The organism is Brachybacterium sp. Z12 (assembly GCF_014400405.1).
GTDB lineage: Bacteria > Actinomycetota > Actinomycetes > Actinomycetales > Dermabacteraceae > Brachybacterium.
Window position 1 is genome coordinate 1,122,288 of record NZ_CP060496.1, and the last position, 16,318, is coordinate 1,138,605.

Genomic DNA, 16,318 nt, shown 5'->3' on the forward strand with positions numbered 1-16,318 from the left:
TTCCGGGGGCTCCGAGACCCCGCCGGCGGGTCTCGACGGCTCCTTCCCGGGGCCCCTCATCCCGGCTCCCCGGCTCCGCGGATGTTCGGTTGACCGGGCACCGTGCATGACATGCTCTGGGGTGAGCCTTCAGACGAGGGGATGAGCATGGTGAACAGACGCGGGCTTCTGGGCGGAGTCGCTGCGGCGGCGGCCACGTTGCTGAGCGGGTGCGGGATCGGGCGCGGCGATGTTCTCGCCGCAGCCGAAGAGGCCGCGGCCGGGGTCGAGGGAGTCTCCGGGGCGGAGCTCGAGCTGGCCGATGGTGCGAACTTCGAGCGCCTCCTGCACGGCACCGTCACGCTGGATGCGGAGGATCGCGCCAGCGGACTCGCGATCTTCGACGAAGTGATGCGGGACGTGGTGACGGTCATCCATGCAGAGCTCGACGATCCGGAGGCTCGCAGCCTCAGGGTCGGAGGGATCACCGCGGTCCTCGGAGACGGGGATGATCTGACCCCGCTGGACCTCGAGCCGGACGTTCCGGGGAGAACCCGCGGCGCGACCGGGTGACGGCCGAGTCCTTCTACGAGAAGTACGGCCTGAGCTGAACGCGCGGTGCTCACAGCTCACCGCGGCCCACCGTGACGACCTGGGTCTGGGCGACGTAGGTCCCGTCCCCGAGATACATTCCCGTGAGGTCCTCCTGCAGCGCGGCGAGCGTGGGATCGGTGGCCGTGGCTCGACCCACGCTGCCTGAGTACCCACCGTCGGCACCACCGTCGGGGCTCGTCGAATCGTGGTTCGACTCGAGGACGGTGACGGGGTGGAGCGAGGGAACGGGGTAGCCCGGCAGCGAGACCTCATGCCGGTTCGGCGCCCCCAGGATGCCGCCGTCGATCTGCACCCCGTTCAGGTCGAGCGCCGCGATCAGGTCCCCGCTGCTCCCACCGGGCCCGATCGTGTTCTCGTGGTTCACGTTCACCGACTGCGTCGAGAGCTGTGACGGGATGACCGTCTGCACCGGTGAGCCCACCGAGAAGGTGTGGGTCACGTTGTAGGTGCCCGGCTCCCCGGAGGCGCTGTTGAAGGTGGGGTCGGCGGAGAGATGGTTCGCGACGATGCCGCCTTGGGAGTGGCCGACGATCATCACCTCCGCCCCCGGCGGCACCCCGGCGGCGTCCAACGCAGCACGGACATCATCCATCGCGGCTGGATGCTGGCCGGCGACCATACGTATATTCGAGCCCCAGTCGCGCGAGCTCCCCTGCTCGCCGTAGGCGCCGGGGACATCGGTGGGGCTCGCGCCTTCGGTGGGCGGGACCTGGATGATGAACGCCGGGTCCGCACCGTCGACGCTGCGCACCTCCTGAACACCGATCTGCCCGTTCTCGAGCGGGCCGCCGGGGTTGTCGATGCGCAGCGCATCGTTCTGCATGACCAGGTCCTGCAAGGTCCGAGGACTCTGTGCCGGAGTCGAGTCGGTGGTCACCGACTCGACGATGCCACCGGGGCGGTCATCCAGGAACGGGCTGTCGTGGCCGGTGGCGGCCTCATGGAAGCCGACGCCAGCGGATCCCAGGGCCAGCAGGCCAGCGGCGCTGACCTCGGCGATCGTCGGCACCCGCTCACCGGTGGCCCAGTCCTCGAGGATCTCGCCGAAGTGGCCGGCGTCCCGCTGGAACTGCGCGAACCCGTCCATGTTCACCCCGAGCCGGTCCAGTCCGCCCTCAAGGACGCCCATCCCGGTGGTGAAGCTCCGGCCGATCCCGTCCGAGACCATGCCGGCCAGGCCCGAGGCGGCGTCTTCGATCGGATTCTCGAGCCAGTTCGGGATCCAGGGATGGTCCTCCTGGAGGTACCCGACGCTGGTCTCCGAGGCCTCCGCGGGTCGGATCGCCGAGACGTCCGGGTCGGCGGAGGCTCCGTCCGCGCGCGAGGCGACGTCCTGCTGGTCCGCCTCGTCGAGTACGTCACCGCCCAGGGCCAGGAGCTCGCCGCACACCTCTTCCAACTGACTCGCGGCGAGCTCCGTCCACCGAGCTCGGAAGGCCTCCGCATCGGAACCCGTCCACGGCGTCCCCTGCACCATGGCCCCCAGGCGAGCGGTGAGGTCCTCGACCTCGCCGGAGGCCGTGCGCAGACGCTCGGCGTGCCCGCGCAGCTGCGCGGTGTCCATCCCCCAGAAGGAGTTCATCGCACACCGCCCGAGGGTGCGCAGGCACCGGCGAATCGCAGACCCTGTTCGAGGATCGGGAGGAGGGTGCCGAGCACGTCGCCGCCGCCCACCGGATGGACGGCCAGTGAGGGGTTCGAGGGCTGGTCCAGGCGGTACAGGCCGTTCCGTCCAGTCACCCAGAGCCGGGACCAGGTCACCGGCCGTTCTATCGCGCGCCTGCTCGGATCGTGGAGGGTCAGGGAGAGGGAGATGCGCTGGGCTGTCGCGGTCAGCGCATCGCGCAGGGCGTCGTCGAGATCCGGGATCGCGGCGAACACCTCCTGGGGAGGGAGACCCCGGGTGAGAGCGGCGCAGGCCGTGCGGCTCTGTGCGGAGGTGAGGCGAAGAGCATCCGTGCTGCGCTCGATGCTCAGCTGCGCCGGAGCCAGCTCCACCTCGGCCTCCGCGAGCAGCCGGATGATCCTCCCGGGCACCTCCTGCACGGTGATCTCGGACCATTGCGAGGACTGTGCCGCGTCAGCCTGCTCGACGGGGACCGCGGCGGGATCCAGGCCGATCCGCAGACGACGCGTCTGCTGCCCGTCCTCCACCGCCACGACCAGCAGGGCGGGGGCGGTGAGCTGCCTCCGGACGAGGTCGAGGCTGGCCGCGTCTGGGAAGTCAGGAGCCGATGGTGCATCGCCGGCCAACGCCCGATACACCGGGTTCCAGGACGCCTCCGGAACCTTTTGCCGGCGCACCCACTGCGCCGCCTGTTCCACGGTCGCGATCACCCGGGTCATCGCACCCCTCCTCCTCTCCGGCGCAACCCCGTCGGCCGCCGGTTTCTGGCGCTGAGGCTATGAGTGGGGCCGCATGCCGGTGACGGGCAGCACTCTTGCTGTGGACCGGTGCCCTGTGGGGAGGAACGGTCCCAGCCCTGCCTCGTACACTGAACGACGCCCCCTCACCCGTCGCCCCGCAGGAGCCGCTGTGCAGAAATCTCCCCGCCCGGGGTCGCCCCGCCCGACCATGTCGCCCGCGCTACGCGAGGTCTATGCGGCGCTGCTCGAACGCGCTCCGGAGAACCAGATCGAGCCGGACCTCAGCCGCATCAAGCGCGTGATGGAGCTGATGGGGGACCCGCAGAACTCGTACCGCTCGATCCGCATCGCCGGCACCAACGGCAAGACCACACCGCCCGGATCCTCGAACGGATCCTGCGTGAGGCGGGGCTGCGCACCGGACGCACCACCAGCCCGCACCTGCGCTCGCCGGTCGAGCGGATCGCGATCGATGGGGAATCGATCGACGAGGAGGGCTTCCTCCAGGCCTACCGTGACGTCGAGCCGTTCGCGCAGATCGTCGACGCCGAATCCGAGGCCGCCGGCGGGCCGCCCCTGACCTACTTCGAATACCTCACCGCGATGTCCTTCCAGGCCTTCGCCTCCGCCCCGGTGGACGTCGCCGTGGTGGAGACGGGGCTCGGCGGCACCTGGGACGCCTCCGGCGTGGTCGACCCGGACGTCACGGTGATCACCCCGATCTCCCTGGACCACCAGGAGTACCTCGGCGAGACCATCGCCGAGATCGCGGGGAGAAGGCCGGCATCCTCACCGCTCGGGCCACCGCCGTCATCGCCTCCCAGCCGTACCAGGATGCCGCCGACGTGCTGCGTGAACGGATCTCGGAGCTCGGCGCGCGGAGGCAGCCGTCGAGGACCAGCAGATCGGCGTGCTCTCCCGCACCCCGGGGGTCGGTGGTCAGATGCTGACGCTCCAGGGCATCGCAGGCCGCTACGAGGATCTGTTCCTCTCGCTGCTCGGTGAGCACCAGGCTCGCAACGCCCTGCTCGCGGTCGCCGCGGCGGAAGCGCTGCTCGGAGACGGCGGAACCGTCCTGGACGGGGAGCTGCTGGGCGCGTCGCTGTCGAGCGTCACCTCGCCGGGCCGCGCCGAGGTGGTGCGACAGGCCCCGACGGTCCTGCTGGACGCCGCGCACAACCCTGCCGGCGCGCTCACCCTGGTCGAGACCGTGCGGGAGAACTTCCGCTTCACCCGCACCGTCGGCCTCGTCGGCATCCTGCAGGAGAAGGACGCCGAAGGGATCCTCGAGGTGCTCGAACCGCTGCTGGACGCAGTGGTCATCTCCCAATCGAGCTCCCCGCGCGCATTGCCCGCGGACCGGCTCGCGGATCTCGCACGCGACATCTTCGACAACGAGGACCGCGTCTTCGAGCAGGGGAGCCTGCCCGATGCGATCCAGGCCGCGGTGGACCTCGCCGAGATGGACGGCGACCAGTTCGGGGGTGTGGTCGTCGCCGGTTCGGTGACGATCGTCGCCGAGGTGCGAGACCTGCTGGGCATCCCGGAGGAGGACTGACCATGGCCCTGGATCTCACCCCCTCGACCCGCCCCCACGGCGCCCAGCGGATGATCTCCGCCACGATCCTCGTGATCGAGGCGTTCGTGGTGTTCTTCGCCGTCCTCGTCGCGCATCAGCTGGCTCCGGGCGACAGGGCCCTCACCTGGACCTGGGGGCTGCTGACCGTGCTCGCCCTGGTGCTGTGCACGGGAGTGCTCAAGCGCGGTGCCTGGCCGTACTGGCTGGGCCTGGTGCTGCAGCTGCCCGTCATCCTGCTCGGCGTCCAGGTCACCGCGATGTGGGTGGTGGGCCTCGGATTCGGGGCGCTGTACGCCTATGGCATCTTCAAAGGTCACCAGCTGGACGGCGAGAAGGACGCGGTCGATGCCGAGGTGTGGGCCGCCCGCGGCGAAGGCGGCGACCAGGCCGGCTGAGGCCGGGCAGAGCGGGGAGGGGCGTGGCGCGAAGAAAGCCAGTACTCGTGGGTACCCTGGTGCCATGACCGCACAGCGCACACTTGTCCTGCTCAAGCCCGACGCCGTCCAGCGCGGCCTGCGCGGGGAGATCATCCGCCGCATCGAGGCCAAGGGCTACAGCATCCTCGCCCTCGCCCAGCGCACCGCCACCGCCGAGGAGCTCGCCGCACATTACGCCGAGCACGAGGGCAAGCCCTTCTACCCCGGTCTCGTCGACTACATGGGCGCCGCACCGCTGGTGGCCATCGTCGCCGAGGGGAGGGCGTGATCCCCGGGTTCCGCTCCCTGGCCGGCTCGACCAACCCCACCGAGGCCGCACCCGGCACCATCCGCGGCGACCTCGCCCGCGAGTGGGACCTGCCTGTCATCCAGAACCTCGTCCACGGCTCGGACTCCGAGGAGTCCTCCGCGCGCGAGATCGCGATCTGGTTCCCCGAGCTGGGCTGACTGTGAGGATGGCGTTATCGGCCTCGTGCTGATGGGGTGTGTTCGACGGCACCGTACGTGACCCGTGGTCTGACTGGCTTCGTGCCTTCGCGCGGACTTGTCCGCTCGGTGTCGTCGGACCCGGCCCGGTCGGAGCTGACTGGCCTGATCAGGAGCTTGACCGCGGGCGTAGCCGCGCCCGCGTGCCCCGTCACAGTCCTGCCGTGACTCCTCCCGGACCGGACCCGTTTCGTCCGCTCCGGAGCTAGGAGGAACGCATGACCAGTCTGACTGATATCGCAGAGATCGTCATCGGGGTCGACACCCACGTCGATACCCATACCGCCGCGATCGTCGAGACCGCTACTGGTGGAGTACTCGCCGAGATCACGGTGCCCACCACCCCGCCCGGCTACCAGGAACTGCTAGAAGTGGCAGAGGAACACTCACCCCTGCGGGTGTGGGCGATCGAGGGTACCGGTGGCCACGGCGCCGGCCTGACCCACCTGCTGGAGCGCGAGGAAGAGGTCGTCTTCGAGCTCGACCGCCCCCAGCGGGCCAAGCGCCGCAATGGCGCGAAGTCCGATCCGCTGGACGCGGTTCGCGCCGCCCGTGAAGCGATGGCACGCCCGCATCACGGAACCCCGCGCACCGGTAAGGAGAGGCAGGCTCTGTCGGTGTTGCTGGCCGCGCGTCGCTCGGCAGTCGATGCCGCGACGGTCGCCCAACGCCAGCTGTTCAGCCTCACGATCGCCGCTCCCGAGCGGCTGCGTGCCAAGCTGCGCGACCGGAAGCTGCCGGAGATGGTCGAGATCGCGGCCCGCTTCCGCATCCAGACCACGTGGGACGTGGAGACCGCCACCACTGCGCGGGTGCTGCGTGACCTGGCTCGCCGCGCCCGCGCGTTGCAGGCCGAGGCCGGCGAGCACGAGAAACAGATCAGAGCGATCGTGCGGTCCTGGCGTGCCGATCTGCTCGCCGAGAAAGGCGTCGGGCCGATCGTGGCGGCGACGGTGTTGTGCGCGTGGTCCCACCCGGGCCGGGTGCGTGACGAGGCCGCGTTCGCGATGCTCGCGGGCGTCGCCCCGTTGCCGGCCAATAGCGGCAAGGTCACCACCAGATACCGGCTGAACAGGTACGGGGATCGGCAGCTCAACCGTGCCCTACACACGATCGTGCTCTCACGCCAACGCTATGACCAAAGGACCAAGGACTACACCGACCGACGGATAACCGAGGGCAAGACCCCAGAGAGATCAAGCGGTGCCTGAAGCGATACATCGCCCGCGACCTCTTCCGACTTCTCGAGAACGCACCCCTACCCGCTTGACGAACCATAGGAGCGTCCCGGCCCCACGCACTCAGCTGATCACACCTCCGCGGCGGGGTGAGGCGCGCCGCACCCTGCGGTCCCGCGCAGCCCCCGCCGCGAGGTGCACAATGACGGACATGGATCTGCCGTTCATCGTCATCGTGTTCCTGGCCCTCGCCGTGCTGATCGCCGCGGGGATCATGATCGCGGTGGCGCTGCCGCATCTGAAGGGCGCCGCGGACGAGCAGCGCGCCGACCGCGAAGACGCCGATCCCCGCCACACCTCCCGCACCCGCCGCTGACCGCACGCTGCTGGAGGGGCCACGTCCAGGGGCCCCTTCGCATGCCGCCTAGACTGGCTGCTGTCCTCGCCGCTTCGTCGGCTTCCCCGAACTCGGAGGTGACCCGTGGATCCCGATGCCCTACTCGCACTGATCGCCGGTGGCGGTGGTGGCGTGCTCGTCCTCGGCGCCGGCGCCTGGGCGTACGTCCGCAGCCGTGGACGCAAGCAGTCCCCGGACGACACCACCAGCGACAGCGGTGCCGACGACAGCGCCTCGGCGAGCCCGCGCTCGTCCACCGCGGTCAAGGACCGTCCGGCCGCACCGACCTGGGCCGACACCCTCTCTGCACCGGCCCCGAAGACCGCTCCGCAGGATGCCCCCTCGGGGAGGCGGCAGCTGACCCGACCGGCGCCAGGGAGACCGGCACCGAGCTGTCCGAGCTCGAGGCTGAGGCCGAGGCACCGGCTGCGCCTGCGGACGCGGCCGGTGCTGATGTCCCCTTCGACCAGGAGAACGCCCCGGAGATCTCCCTCGTCGAGAAGCGCCCGGCCGACGAGCCCGCCGCGCCGGCGCCCACTGCAGCAGAACCCCTGCGGAGCCCTCGACCGCGCCGGTGGAGGGCACCGCCGCGGACGTGGCGGACACCGCGCCCGATTCGCTCCTCGACACCCCCGAGGCCCCCGCCGACCGCATGGTGCGGCTGCGCGAACGTCTTTCCCGCTCCGGTGCCCTCGGCCGCGGCATCCTCACCCTGCTCACCCGCAGCGGCGGCGTGGACGAGGACACCTGGGACGAGATCGAGGAGACGCTGCTGATGGCGGACCTCGGTCCGGACGCCACCGACGAGATGCTCGAGAACCTCCGCCGCCGCATCAAGGTGCTGGGCACCGACGACGCCGAGGCCGTGCGCGAGGCCCTCCGTGAGGAGCTCGTGGCACTGGTGAACCCGGATCTGGACCGTCGCCTGGCGGCCACTCGCCGTGAGGCGCCCGATGGTGTCGAGGTCCCCTCGGTGATGCTCATGGTGGGAGTCAACGGGACCGGCAAGACCACCACCGTCGGCAAGCTCGCCCGGGTCCTGGTCGCCGCCGAACGCACCGTCGTGCTCGGCGCCGCCGACACCTTCCGAGCCGCAGCCGCCGACCAGCTCACCACCTGGGGCTCCCGCGTGGGCGTGGACACCGTGCGCTCGGACCGCGACGGTGCCGATCCCGCCGCTGTCGCCTTCGACGCCGTCAAGACGGGCATCGCGCAGGAGGTGGATGTGGTCATCATCGACACCGCCGGCCGCCTGCAGAACAAGAAGGGCCTGATGGACGAGCTCGGCAAGGTGCGGCGCGTCGCCGAGAAGGGCCTGCACGGCGACCAGGTCGCCGAGGTGCTCCTGGTCATCGACGCCACGACCGGCCAGAACGGCATGCAGCAGGCTCGCGTGTTCTCCGAGGCCGTGAACATCACCGGCATCGTGCTCACCAAGCTCGACGGCACCGCCAAGGGCGGCATCATCGTCAACGTGCAGCGCGAGCTCGGTGTCCCGGTGAAGATGGTGGGGCTCGGCGAGGGAGTGGACGACCTCACCCCCTTCGACCCCTACGGCTTCGTCGACGCCCTGCTCGAGGGCTGAGAACCCGCCAGCACGTCGAGGCGGCGCACCGAGCAGCGGTGCGCCGCCTCTGCACGTCCTGCCCGGTCTCCGCCTGCGTCCCGAGGAACGATCATCTCGGTCACGGAATGGTCACGGGGCCCTCGCGGCCTAGGTGAGGAGGGGCGCCGCGCCCACGATGTGGGTCACGACCTGCCAGGTCGTACGGACCCGGAGCGCTTCCCTGCGGTCACGGGCCGGCCCCTTCTCTGACTGGAGCCGACATGGACTTCACCCTCGACACGGGGGCGACTGCCTGGATCCTCACCAGCGCGGCGCTCGTGCTGCTGATGACCCCCGGCCTGTCCCTCTTCTACGGAGGCATGGTGCGCGCCCGCACCGTGCTGAACATGATGCTGATGTCCTTCAGCGCTATCGCGGTCGTCGCGATCGCCTGGACCGTCGCCGGCTACTCGATCGCCTTCGGCACCGACGTCGGCGGGCTGTTCGGCAGCCCGCTGGAGTTCCTGGGCCTGGCCGGCACCGACGAACAGTCGCTCCTGGCCGAGTCCGGCGTGCCGTTCCTGGTCGCCGCCGGGTTCCAGATGACCTTCGCGATCATCTCCACGGCCCTGATCTCCGGTGCCATCGCGGACCGCGTCAAGCTCGGGACCTGGCTGGTCTTCGCCGCCCTGTGGGTGCTCGTGGTCTACGCACCCATTGCCCACATGGTCTGGGGCGGCGGGCTGCTCAGCGGTGACGGCCCCTTCGCCGCGATCGCCGAGCCGGTCGACTTCGCCGGCGGCACCGTGGTCCATATCAACGCCGGTGTCGCCGGTCTCGTGCTCGCGCTCGTCGTCGGTGCCCGCAGGGGCTTCGGCAAGGAGCCGATGAAGCCGCACAACCTGCCGCTGGTGATGCTCGGCGCGGCGCTGCTGTGGTTCGGATGGTTCGGCTTCAACGGCGGCTCCGCCGGCACGGCCGATGCCACCGCGGGTCTGGCCTGGGTGAACACCACCGTCGCCACGGCCGGCGCGATGCTCGGCTGGGCCCTCGTGGAGCGGATCCGCGACCGGCACGTCACCTCGCTGGGCATGGCCTCGGGGGTCGTCGCCGGCCTGGTGGCGATCACCCCGGCCGCGGACGCGCTCACCCCGCTCACCTCGATCCTGCTGGGCCTGGCCGCCGGCCTCGCCTGCGCCCTCGCCGTCGGCCTGAAGTACCGCTTCGGCATCGACGACTCCCTCGATGTGGTCGGGGTCCACCTCGTGGGCGGTCTGGTAGGCACCATCGGCATCGGCTTCCTGGCGGCCGACGGCGGTCTGCTGCTGGGCGGGGGATCGGCCTGCTGCTGGTCCAGATCCTCATCGCCGTCGCCGCGATGCTGATCTCCGCCGTGCTGACCCTCGCGATCGCCCTCGTGCTCAAGTACACGATGGGCTGGAGGATCGACGAAGCCGACGAGCGGGCGGGCATCGACATCACCCACCATGCCGAGTCCGGATACGATCTGGGCGGCACCCTCGCCATCCGACGGGAGCGCACCACGCCGGGCGGGCACGGCGCCATCACCCTGGACCGTTCCGGCTCCGAGCCCCGCAACCCGGCACCCGCTGCGCCCGGGCCCCGGGATCAGGACACCCCCGCCGTCCCGCAGGATCCCGCCTCCGCCTCCGAAGAGAGCGCCCAGCCCGTCGCCACAGGAGAGACCCGATGAAGCTCGTCACCGCGATCATCCAGCCCCACGCCCTGCAGACGGCGATGGACTCGCTGCGCGAGTACGGCGTCACCGGCGTCACCGTCACCGAGGTCGCCGGGTACGGCCGCCAGGGCGGTCACACCGAGGTCTATCGCGGTGCCGAGTACACGATCGACACCATCCCGAAGCTCAAGCTCGAGGTGCTCGCCCTCGAGGACGATGAGAAGGCGATCATCGACCTGGTGCTCGCCGCCTCCCGCACCGGGCGGATCGGCGACGGCAAGATCTGGACCACCGAGGTCGGCACCGTGGTGCGTGTGCGCACCGGGGAACGGGGGCGGATGCCCTCTGAGGAGCTCTCCTCCCGCCGGATCACCCAGGTGCTCCACGAGGGCTTCGCGGACCCCTCCGCCGGCCCCTCCCGCAGGCTCGCCCAGTCCGACCTCGTCGACGACTGGCTGCGCACCCTGTGGGAGCGGGCCGGCGAGGCCGTGCCCGGGGACGGCGGCGCGGCGCTCGCCGCGATCGGCTCCCTGGGCCGCCGCTCCCTCGCCCGCCAGCGACCTCGACCTGGTGCTGCTCGTGGACCCTGCCCGGGTGGGCTCCGAGCAAGCCGCCGCGCTCGCCGGAGCGCTGTGGTACCCGATCTGGGACTCCGGCACCTCCCTGGACCACTCGGTGCGCAGCCCCGAGGAGTGCGAGCAGGTCGCCGCCACCGACCTGCGCACCGCGATCGCGCTGCTGGACCTGCGGCACATCGCGGGGGACGCGCAGCTCGTCGAGGACACCGCCGCCCGGGTCCGCGCCCGATGGCGGCGCGAGGCGCGCCGACGGGTCGGGGAGGTCGTCGACCTCGCCAGGGGCCGCGACCGGCGCTACGGCTCCCTCGCCCACGCCACCGAGCCGAACCTCAAGTCCGACCGCGGCGGGCTGCGCGACATCACCGTGATCCGGGCGCTCGCCGAGAGCTGGCTGGCCGACCACGACCACGAGGTCGTCGACGCCGCCTCGCGCACCCTGCGGGACGCGCGCGACGCGCTGCAGGCCGTCACCGGCGCCTCGGGCACGCGTCTGGGCCGCGCCGACCAGGACGCGGTCGCGGCGCTGACCGGGCACTCCACCGCCGATGACCACCACGCCGTCCTCGCCGACGCCGCCCGGGCCGTGACCTGGGAGCTGCACCGCGCGGTGCGCGCCGCGGAGGCCGCGATCGCTCCCGGCGGCAGCGCCACCCGTGGCGTCGGCACCGCGCGACGCCCCGCCCTCGAGCGCCTCGGGCACGGCGTGATCGTGCAGGCCGGGGAGGTGTCCGTCGACCCGTCCTCCCGGGACCTGCTGCGGGACGTGGCCGCGGTGCGGCACGCCGCGACCACGGGGCTCCCGCTGGCCGAGGCGACCCTAGCCCGCATGGCGCAGGAGCCCGTGGCGCCCTTGCTGCCCGCCCAGCGCGACGTGCTCGTCGACGCCCTCGCCGGGGAGCACCTCGCCGACGCCTATGAGGCCCTTGACGTCAAGGGCGTGTTCTCCCGCTGGGTGCCGGGCTGGACCGTGATCCGCAACCGGCCCCAGCGCTCGGCCGTGCACCGCTTCACCGTGGACCGCCACCAGATCGAGACCGTGCTCGAGGCGCAGCGCTTCCTGTCCCGCGTCAGCCGACCCGACCTGCTCCTGGTCACCGCCCTGCTGCACGACCTCGGCAAGCGCCCCGGGGCGCGGGACCACGCCGCCGAGGGCGCGCCGCTCGCCGAGACCGCGGCCCGGCACCTCGGCTTCGACAGGGCCGATGCCCGCACCATCGCGACCCTCGTGCGCGAGCACCTGACCTTGGTGGGCCTCGCGACCGGCCGTGACCTCGCCGACCCCTCGACCCTGCGGGAGCTGCTGCGAGCGGTGGACGAGGACCTCGACACCCTCGAGCTGCTGCGGGCCCTGACCGAGGCCGACGCGATCGCCGCCGGCCCCTCGGCCTGGTCCACCTGGCGCGCCGACCTCGTCGACCACCTCACCGACCTCGGGCGCGACGCGCTGCGCGGCACCGAGACCGCGCCCCGCACCCGGCTGGCCCCGCAGCGCTCCGCCCAGGAGGCGGTGCTCGCCGCGGTGCGCCGCAGCGACAGCGCCCAGGTCATCTACCCCGCCCCGCTGGACGACGAGCCGATCGCGCAGCTCTGCCTCGGCGCCCCCGACGGCGCCGGGGTTTTCGCGGCGATGGCGCGGGTGCTGGTGCGGCTGCGCCTGGACGTGCACAGCGCCGTGGTCAGCACCCAGGACGGGATCGCCGCGAACACCTGGTGGGTCACCGGCACCCAGGCCGACCTCCCGCACCCCTCCGTGATGCGCTCGGCTCTGGACCGGGAGCTGGCGCACCGGGACCGGGCCGATGCCCGGGTGCTCGAGCTCCCGCCGGCCCCGCCGCTGCGGACCACCGAGGACGCCCCGGTGGTGACGCTCCTGCCCGGCGCCTCGCGCGAGGCGAGCGTCGTGCAGGTCAACGCCCGAAACCGTCCCAGCCTCCTGGCCGACGTCGCCGAGACGATCACCGTCCACGGGCTGCTGCAGGTGCGCAGCGCCCACGTTATGACCCTCGGCCGGCGCGCGGTAAACGTGCTGTACCTGACCGATCAGCACGGCCGCGCCCTGGACGCGCCGACCGTCGGCCGGATCGTCGCCGCCCTGATGGACGCCGCCTCGAGCTGAGCCGGCCGGCTCGGCGTCGCCGCGCAGGCTCGGCCGCCGCGCAGGCTCAGGCGCGGCGCGGGGTGGGCATCCTTCGCCGGGCCGGGTCCCCTCCGCCCGCCCCGCGGCGGCGCGTGCTCAGCTCCCCGCGAGCTCGACGCGCAGCAGCGCCGTCCCCGCGGCGAGCGCCCGCATCTTGCCCTGCGCGACGGTGCGGGACAGCGGCGCCATGCCGCAGTTCGTGCTCGGGCAGAGCCGGTCCGCGTCCACGAAGGCGAGGGCCCGGCGGAGGGTGTCGGCGACCTCCTCGGGGGTCTCGACCCGCGGGTCGGCGACGTCGATCGCGCCGAGCATCACCTTCTTGCCGCGCAGCAGCTCGACGAGCTCCATCGGGACGTGCGAGCCGCGGCTCTCGAGGGAGACCGTGTCGATCACCGAGTCCCGCAGCAGCGGGAAGGTCTCCTCGTACTGGCGCCACTCCGTGCCCAGGCTCGCCTTCCAGTCGGTGTTGGCCTTGATGCCGTAGCCGTAGCAGATGTGCACGACGGTCTCGGCGCGCAGCCCCTCGGCCGCTCGCTCGAGGACCTCCACGCCCCAGTCGCGGACGTCGTCGAAGAAGACGTTGAAGGCGGGCTCGTCGAACTGGATGATGTCCACGCCCGCCGCCTCCAGCTCCCGCGCCTCCTGGTTGAGGAGGGCCGCGAACTCGCGGGCGAGCTCCTCCCGGCTGCCGTAGTGCGCGTCGTACAGCGTGTCGATCATGGTCATCGGGCCGGGCAGCGCCCACTTGAGGGGCTTGTCCGTCCGCGTGCGGAGGGAGGCCGCGTCGTCGACGAAGACGGGTCGTTCACGGCGCACGGGCCCGACGACCGTCGGGACGCTCGCGTCGTAGCGGTCGCGGATGCGTACGGTCTCGCGACGTGCGAAGTCGACGCCGCTGAGATGCTCGATGAAGGTGGTGACGAAGTGCTGGCGGGTCTGCTCCCCGTCGCTGATCACGTCGAGGCCGGCGACGGTCTGCTCGGACGCGGCGAGGTGCAGCGCATCGCGCCTGCCCTCGTCCAGCTCCGCGACCTCGAGGCGCCAGGGGGACCAGAGCGTCTCGGGCTCGGAGAGCCACGAGGGCTTGGGGAGGCTGCCGACGATCGAGGTAGGAAGGAGGGTGCTCATCGGACGACCTCCTCGGCCAGCCACTGCTCGAGGTGCTCCTGGTGCGGCGCGATCAGCCGCTCCTGGATGAACCTGCCCTGGGTCATACCGAGACGGCTGCGTTCCTCGCGGTCGTACACGATCCCCGTGTCCGCGTGGTCGGTGCTGCCCAGGCTCGGCCGGTACACCTCCCCGGCGCTCTCGCGGGCGTTGTAGATCTCGGGGCGATAGATCCGCTGGAAGGTCTCCATCGTGGCGATCGTGCCGATGAGCGCCAGGTCGGAGTGATCGGCGAGCAGATCGCCCTCGAAGTAGAACGCCAGCGGGGCGACGGCGCCGCAGGGCTTGAAGCACCGCACCTGCAGCCCCATCCGGGCGAAGTAGAGATCGGTGAGGGAGGAGCCGTCGGCCTCGTACTCGTCGCCGAGCACCGGATGCGGCGCGCCGATGCGGCGATAGGTCCGGCTGGTGGAGACGCTGATGCAGACCACGGGCGGGCCGGCGAAGCGCTCGCGATAGGCGTCCGAGGAGAGGAAACGGCGGAAGAGCCTGCCGTGCAGCACGCCGAAGTCCTCCGGCACGCCGCCGCCGGATCCCGCGTTGTCCGCGGCCTGCTGATGGGCGGGCAGGCGCACGCTGAAGTCGTGGTCCCGCACGTAGGAGGAGAAGTTGTTCCCGGTGATCCCCGGCAGGTGCTCGCCGGTCTCGCGGTCCAGGATCCGCACGTCGAGCATCTCGATCAGCGGGAGCCCCGCACCGCCGTCGGCGGGTTCCGCTCCTTCGCCCAGGTGCAGGTCCGCCGAGACGATGTCGAGCTCCACGGCGTAGCGGTCCCCGCCGCCCGCGAGCTCGTTCGCGCGCTTGTCGATCATGCGCAGGGCGCGGCGGAGGTTCTCGCGGCGATGCTCCCCGCGGGCGAGGTTGGCGAAGTTCGTGGTGATCCGCGAGCCGCTCGAGGGGACGTAGTCCTCGTCGAAGCGGGTCGTGCGGATGCTGAAGGAGAAGTCGGTCGTCATCATGCCCCCGGTCGTCGTGGTGGGGCGAGCGTACGCGGGACCACCCGCCATAGATCCATTACGACACTTAGGGGCTCTTCATAGGTGCTGCCTATGGTGGCGGATCGGTCCTGACGTCGGGGCGGTCGTCATGGCGGGGACGGCCCCGATCGCAGGGGCTCCGGCGGCGGTGGAGCAGCCGCTACGACAGTGGCTCGACGCCGAAGCTCGAGACCACCTCGCGCATCTCGGCGACGAACCGCTCCGCCTGACCGGTCAGCGGCGCGGAGGCATGCCCGATCCAGCCGATCTCGATGCGCTCGTCCACCTCGAGCGGCACGGCCACGATGGACGGGTCCAGGTCGTCGGAGACGATGCCGGTGGAGATCGTGTAGCCGTCCAGCCCGATCATCAGGTTGAAGATCGTGGCCCGATCGCTGACCCGGATGTCCTGCGCGGCCGAGCGCGTGGAGAGGATCTCCTCAGCGAAGTAGAAGGAGTTGTCGGTCCCCTGGTCGAAGGTGAGCCGGGGCAGGCCCTCGAGGTCTTCGAGGGTGACCCGTCGGCGCGAGGCCAGCGGGTTCGTGCGGGCGACGAAGATGTGCGGGCTCGCCAGGAACAGCGGCGTGAAGACGAGCTCGGAGTCGCGCAGCAGCTTGTCGATGACCTTGCGGTTGAAGTCGCTGCGGTAGAGGACGCCGAGCTCGCTGCGCAGCGTCCGCACGTCCTCGATGATCTCCGCGGTGCGGGTCTCGCGCAGCGTGAACGCATACTCCGCCACCTTCGAGGCCTTCACCATCCGCACGAACGCCTCGACCACGAAGGAGTAGTGCTGCGCGGAGACCGCCAGCAGGCGGCGGGCCGGTGGGCGTCCCAGATAGCGGTGCTCGAGCAGCTCGGCCTGCTCGACCACCTGACGGGCGTAGCCGAGGAACTCGATACCGTCCTCGGTGAGGGCCGCGCCGCGCACGGAGCGGCGCAGCAGGACGCGCCCCACCCGGCGTTCGAGGTCCTTCATCGCCGCGGACATCGTCGGCTGGGACACCTGGAGCAGGTCCGCCGCCGCGGTGATCGACCCCTCCGCGGCGACCTCGACGAAGTAGCGCAGCTGCTGCAGTGTGATCCCGTGCGCCGTCCCGACGTCCCCGCGTGCCATCGGTGCAGGTTAGCTCACCGTGCGCCGGGGGCGGGCTCGGGAGTGCGCGGCCCAGCCTCTAC

Annotated in this window: 11 protein-coding genes and 4 pseudogenes; 10 read left to right on the forward strand and 5 right to left on the reverse strand. The window is 71.5% G+C overall.

What is annotated here, in order from left to right; translation table 11 throughout:
* The first annotated feature begins 147 nt into the window (after positions 1 to 147).
* Positions 148 to 552 carry a hypothetical protein gene (locus H3H54_RS06045; RefSeq protein ID WP_262425919.1) on the forward strand — a complete coding sequence of 135 codons (405 nt, stop codon included), beginning with the start codon at positions 148 to 150 and terminating at the stop codon, positions 550 to 552.
* Positions 553 to 601: 49 nt separating this feature from the next.
* On the opposite strand, the gene H3H54_RS06050 is transcribed toward H3H54_RS06045, so the two are convergent.
* Positions 602 to 2,176 (reverse strand): WXG100 family type VII secretion target, encoded by a 1,575-nt coding sequence (locus tag H3H54_RS06050; RefSeq protein WP_262425920.1) that lies wholly within the window; start codon positions 2,174 to 2,176, stop codon positions 602 to 604.
* Positions 2,173 to 2,940: a hypothetical protein gene (locus H3H54_RS06055; protein WP_262425921.1), complete on the reverse strand. Its 768-nt coding sequence runs from the start codon at positions 2,938 to 2,940 to the stop codon at positions 2,173 to 2,175. Before H3H54_RS06055 ends, H3H54_RS06050 begins: the two co-directional genes overlap by 4 nt.
* 229 nt (positions 2,941 to 3,169) lie before the next feature.
* On the opposite strand from H3H54_RS06055, the pseudogene H3H54_RS06060 reads away from it, so the two are divergent.
* The 9 genes and pseudogenes from H3H54_RS06060 (at position 3,170) to H3H54_RS06100 (ending at position 12,977) form a co-directional block, all read left to right on the forward strand.
* Positions 3,170 to 4,519: pseudogene (locus H3H54_RS06060) on the forward strand (bifunctional folylpolyglutamate synthase/dihydrofolate synthase).
* A 2-nt stretch (positions 4,520 to 4,521) separates the two neighbouring features.
* On the forward strand, positions 4,522 to 4,935 hold the full coding sequence (locus tag H3H54_RS06065; protein ID WP_262425922.1) for a DUF4233 domain-containing protein: 414 nt from the start codon (positions 4,522 to 4,524) through the stop codon (positions 4,933 to 4,935).
* A gap of 64 nt (positions 4,936 to 4,999) precedes the next feature.
* Positions 5,000 to 5,424, forward strand: a pseudogene (ndk, locus tag H3H54_RS06070) (nucleoside-diphosphate kinase).
* 257 nt (positions 5,425 to 5,681) lie between these two features.
* A complete protein-coding gene (locus H3H54_RS06075) occupies positions 5,682 to 6,674 on the forward strand; it encodes an IS110 family transposase (RefSeq protein WP_262425923.1) in 993 nt (330 codons plus the stop codon).
* 178 nt (positions 6,675 to 6,852) lie between these two features.
* Entirely contained in the window at positions 6,853 to 7,017 is a 165-nt protein-coding gene (locus H3H54_RS06080; protein WP_262425924.1) for a hypothetical protein, read from the forward strand.
* Between the two features lie 595 nt (positions 7,018 to 7,612).
* Positions 7,613 to 8,623 carry a signal recognition particle-docking protein FtsY gene (gene ftsY, locus H3H54_RS06085; protein ID WP_262425925.1) on the forward strand — a complete coding sequence of 337 codons (1,011 nt, stop codon included), beginning with the start codon at positions 7,613 to 7,615 and terminating at the stop codon, positions 8,621 to 8,623.
* Positions 8,624 to 8,865: 242 nt separating this feature from the next.
* Positions 8,866 to 10,298 (forward strand): annotated as a pseudogene (locus tag H3H54_RS06090) (ammonium transporter).
* Positions 10,295 to 10,618, forward strand: a pseudogene (locus tag H3H54_RS06095) (P-II family nitrogen regulator); the annotation flags it as partial. The pseudogenes H3H54_RS06090 and H3H54_RS06095, both read left to right, overlap by 4 nt.
* A gap of 235 nt (positions 10,619 to 10,853) precedes the next feature.
* On the forward strand, positions 10,854 to 12,977 hold the full coding sequence (locus H3H54_RS06100) for an HD domain-containing protein (protein ID WP_262425926.1): 2,124 nt from the start codon (positions 10,854 to 10,856) through the stop codon (positions 12,975 to 12,977).
* Positions 12,978 to 13,094: 117 nt separating this feature from the next.
* Here H3H54_RS06100 and H3H54_RS06105 read toward each other — a convergent pair whose 3' ends face one another.
* The 3 genes from H3H54_RS06105 to H3H54_RS06115 form a co-directional block, all read right to left on the reverse strand.
* Entirely contained in the window at positions 13,095 to 14,126 is a 1,032-nt protein-coding gene (locus tag H3H54_RS06105; RefSeq protein WP_262425927.1) for a methionine synthase, read from the reverse strand.
* Positions 14,123 to 15,121, reverse strand: a complete 999-nt coding sequence (locus H3H54_RS06110) for a DUF1852 domain-containing protein (RefSeq protein ID WP_262426415.1) — start codon at positions 15,119 to 15,121, stop codon at positions 14,123 to 14,125. The genes H3H54_RS06105 and H3H54_RS06110 overlap by 4 nt, the downstream gene beginning before the upstream one ends.
* 181 nt (positions 15,122 to 15,302) lie before the next feature.
* Positions 15,303 to 16,256, reverse strand: coding sequence for a LysR family transcriptional regulator (locus H3H54_RS06115; RefSeq protein WP_262425928.1), 954 nt, complete (start codon positions 16,254 to 16,256; stop codon positions 15,303 to 15,305).
* Positions 16,257 to 16,318 lie beyond the last annotated feature (62 nt).

Bases quoted from the DNA above. Each gene is read 5' to 3' on its own strand.
- H3H54_RS06080 (WP_262425924.1), top strand. From the start codon at position 6,853: ATGGATCTGCCGTTCATCGTCATCGTGTTCCTGGCCCTCGCCGTGCTG.
- H3H54_RS06105 (WP_262425927.1), bottom strand. From the start codon at position 14,126: ATGAGCACCCTCCTTCCTACCTCGATCGTCGGCAGCCTCCCCAAGCCC.
- H3H54_RS06055 (WP_262425921.1), bottom strand. From the start codon at position 2,940: ATGACCCGGGTGATCGCGACCGTGGAACAGGCGGCGCAGTGGGTGCGC.
- H3H54_RS06065 (WP_262425922.1), top strand. From the start codon at position 4,522: ATGGCCCTGGATCTCACCCCCTCGACCCGCCCCCACGGCGCCCAGCGG.
- H3H54_RS06075 (WP_262425923.1), top strand. From the start codon at position 5,682: ATGACCAGTCTGACTGATATCGCAGAGATCGTCATCGGGGTCGACACC.
- H3H54_RS06050 (WP_262425920.1), bottom strand. From the start codon at position 2,176: ATGAACTCCTTCTGGGGGATGGACACCGCGCAGCTGCGCGGGCACGCC.
- H3H54_RS06110 (WP_262426415.1), bottom strand. From the start codon at position 15,121: ATGACGACCGACTTCTCCTTCAGCATCCGCACGACCCGCTTCGACGAG.
- H3H54_RS06115 (WP_262425928.1), bottom strand. From the start codon at position 16,256: ATGGCACGCGGGGACGTCGGGACGGCGCACGGGATCACACTGCAGCAG.
- H3H54_RS06045 (WP_262425919.1), top strand. From the start codon at position 148: ATGGTGAACAGACGCGGGCTTCTGGGCGGAGTCGCTGCGGCGGCGGCC.